Genomic DNA, 3,217 nt, shown 5'->3' on the forward strand with positions numbered 1-3,217 from the left:
CTGCTCTGGACTGGGCCATGAAGCAGGATTTTCGTTGTGGTTGCTGGCTGATGGAGAAACCAGAAGCGGCAATGAAAGCCATTACCCGTAATCTCGATCGCGATATATGGCGGGATTTAATGAAAAAGTCAGGAATGCTCAGTCTGATGGATGCTGCTGCTCGTGACCAGTGGTACAACAGCCTTGAAAAGGATGATATTCCGGTTGTCAGCGAAGCGAATATTCTCAGCACTTTTGAGCAATTGCATCAGAGCAAGGGGGACGTGTTTGAGCGCGGGGTGATCAACGTGTTTAAAGGTCTGAGCTGGGATTTTAAGAGCAACAGCCCATGTAAGTTCGGGAAAAAGATCATCGTTTCCGGGCTGATCAAATGTGACCGGTGGGGATTTGGTCTGAACTGGGGCTGGCAACGTGACCGGCTGGCGGATCTTGAACGCATGCTGATGATCCTAGACGGAAAGCCTGTTCCTGACAACAGAGCTGATGTTACCCGTCGTCTCGGCGATCATATCCATGAGAACAGGCACAGTACTCATTATGAGGATGAGATTTTTATGATCAAGTACTTTCAGAAGGGAACGGCACACATCACCTTTAAGCGACCAGAACTGGTCGATAAACTGAATGACATCATCGCCCGGCATTATCCGGGAATGCTGACTTTCTGATAACACTGATGCCCTGTGTCTGGTGTTCAATATGCCGTATGTTTGCTATGCTCAACAAAACCCACAGGAGGGTAACATGACGACAAAAGACCGTATTCAGTCACGCTTGAACCGCTCAAAACGTTATGTTTTCACTCGTGATGATTTCAAAGACATTGCAAGCTACGACCAGGTGGGCAGAGCTCTCCGTATGCTGGTAAGAGAGGGAAAACTAATGAGGATCGGTTATGGCGTGTATACCAAAGCCCGCCGAAACAGCATCACAGGGAAAATAATGCCAGCGGCCCCCGGGGGCTCTGCTGCCGTTCTCACTGAAGCACTGGAACACCTGAAAGTGGAATATAAACTGACCGGGGCGGCAGACTGCTACTACCAGGGAAAAACCACCCAAATCCCTGCGTCACTGGAGATCAAAACATCACCGCGCTTTAAGCGAACGTTAGTTATAGGGAAAAGCAAAATAAATGCCTGAAATAACATCTTTATTTCCTGATGTTGCTGATGCTCTTGGGATCGAGTCTGTCGCCATTGTAGAGAAAGATTACTATGTGGTTGAACTGTTGAAATTGCTCAGCGGTATTACCCCTGAAACACATCGTCTTGTCTTTGCAGGAGGAACGGCTCTCTCAAAAGCCGGTATATCCCTTAACAGAATGTCAGAGGATATTGATATCAAGCTGGTTCCTGCCACCGATACGTTTCATCAATTTGGTCGGGATAAACGGAAAAACATCCGCAAAGAAATCGTACTTACGATTATCACAGCAGTAACTGATACTGGTATCTTCAGCATGGATGATGATAATCCCAGAATTACACGCGATGAATACCGGTATAACGAAATCTCGCTGCGCTACCCTCAGGCGTTTGCACAGGCTCCCTGCCTGAGACCATTCATAAAACTGGAAATCATGGAAACCGAACTGCTGGAATCTCCGGAAAATCGTGATATTCGTTCTCTGATAACAGAACTCACTGGCAAAGGTGAGGTAGTGAGGGATTTTCCCTGTGCGACAATCCTCTCCACCCAGGCCGAAAAACTGATTTCCATGATGCGCAGAACCGCAGCAGTAGTACGCAATCCTGACAGGCAGGATGATGAATCCCTGGTCCGACATATATACGATAACTATTGTATCGTCAGGGAAAAAACACCCGATATTGCCCAACTGGCAAACTTTGTCAGCCAATGCATTCAACAGGATATTCAACGCTATGGTAATCAGTATCCGCAGTTTTGTGAATCGCCCGTCGAAGAACTCCGGATGGGACTTGATTCCCTGAGGGACAATCCGACTCATGAAGAACGTTTCCGGCAGTTTGTTGAACCCATGGTATTCGGAAAAAACCAGGTAACATGGGAGGATGCTTATGCATGTTTCAGGCAGACAGCAATGGCTGTGCTTGATACTACAAATATGAACGGTTCAGCCATATAAAACATATAGTGTAATGATGATAAAATGTATCTAAACTGACCTGCCGGTCCCGATTCGAGTTTCCGATTTAAACAAAACGGGACCGAGGGTACAAATGAGGGCACAAAATCAACCACATCCAAAATAACACATATTTATCAATACAATAATCAACAACATCGATTCCGAGTCCGGCACCACTATTTAAAGAACCCGCCCTAAAGGCGGGTTTTTGCTTTTATAGTTTCTGATACTTTCCAACTGTTCATCTCTCAATATCCTTACAGAGTTTCCCCACTCACAATCCATATATAAAATAGCCATGCCAGTTAACAAGAAGACATCTGGGCTCTATAAGAAGATGGGCTTTAAAGTGACGGGACGCACGGAAGTAGTCGATCTCGGACGACCGTATCCGCTACTGAAACTGGTGCTCGGGTAATGATGTAGACTGTTGTCGATACTGTTATCACCTGCAAGCATTTTGATGTTCCGGCATTCCGGATTGAAGGCATTACAACCACAGCGCCGTCAGGCGCTGTTATCTCCCGCGCTTTTCACCACACTGTTACGGCTATGTGTCTGCTTACATCGAACGCCTCACCTGATTTCAGCACCCCGTAAGCCACCTGCGCCAGCTTGCGCATCATCGCGCCGATTATCACTTTCCCTTTCTTTCCATTCCCTGCCAGACGCACCCGGAATGCCAGTCCCCATTCTGTTTTACTCACCGCCACCATCGCAGGCATATACACTGCGGTGACGGCCATCTGGCCGCAGCACATCGACATCCAGCCAGGCTTTAGAGACGTCGATACCGATAAAATGAAGTTCCTGTTCCATAGTGAGACCAGCCTTGTGAATGCGGATTACCGGGAAAAGCGGTCCATGATACTGTCCGGTTTGTCACTTGTGGAGAACGGCAGTCCGCTGCATAAATCTACAGCACAGGTTATGAACCTAAGGCCGGATAAGGCGCTGCGCCGCAGCCGGCAGATTTCACGGCGCACAGACGCAAAAAAGCCCATCCGGCAGGATGGGCTTCTTCACTTTATTTGATGCCTGGCAGTTCCCTACTCTCGCATGGGGAGACCCCACACTACCATCGGCGCTACGGCGTTTCACTTCTGA

4 protein-coding genes and 2 pseudogenes are annotated in these 3,217 nt (G+C 47.9%); 5 read left to right on the forward strand and 1 reads right to left on the reverse strand.

Going from position 1 to position 3,217, the window contains the following annotated elements; all coding sequences use genetic code 11:
* The 4 genes and pseudogenes from ACU8YC_RS24615 to ACU8YC_RS24630 all read left to right on the forward strand — a co-directional run.
* Positions 1–668, forward strand: a 668-nt coding sequence (locus tag ACU8YC_RS24615; RefSeq protein WP_446895910.1) for a DUF4942 domain-containing protein, incomplete at its 5' end; no start/stop codon positions are given.
* 76 nt (positions 669–744) lie between these two features.
* Positions 745–1,140, forward strand: coding sequence for a DUF6088 family protein (locus ACU8YC_RS24620; RefSeq protein WP_446895911.1), 396 nt, complete (start codon positions 745–747; stop codon positions 1,138–1,140).
* Complete coding sequence (locus ACU8YC_RS24625; RefSeq protein WP_446895912.1) at positions 1,133–2,107, forward strand: nucleotidyl transferase AbiEii/AbiGii toxin family protein; 975 nt, start codon at positions 1,133–1,135, stop codon at positions 2,105–2,107. Before ACU8YC_RS24620 ends, ACU8YC_RS24625 begins: the two co-directional genes overlap by 8 nt.
* Before the next feature lie 325 nt (positions 2,108–2,432).
* A pseudogene (locus ACU8YC_RS24630) lies at positions 2,433–2,528 on the forward strand (acetyltransferase); the annotation flags it as partial.
* Between the two features lie 115 nt (positions 2,529–2,643).
* Here ACU8YC_RS24630 and ACU8YC_RS24635 read toward each other — a convergent pair.
* Positions 2,644–2,844 (reverse strand): annotated as a pseudogene (locus ACU8YC_RS24635) (IS110 family transposase); the annotation flags it as partial.
* A gap of 1 nt (position 2,845) precedes the next feature.
* Between ACU8YC_RS24635 and ACU8YC_RS24640 the strand changes: the two are divergent.
* Positions 2,846–3,145, forward strand: coding sequence for a hypothetical protein (locus tag ACU8YC_RS24640; protein WP_446895913.1), 300 nt, complete (start codon positions 2,846–2,848; stop codon positions 3,143–3,145).
* Positions 3,146–3,217 lie beyond the last annotated feature (72 nt).

It is taken from the genome of Citrobacter sp. VF227 (genome assembly GCF_052950715.1).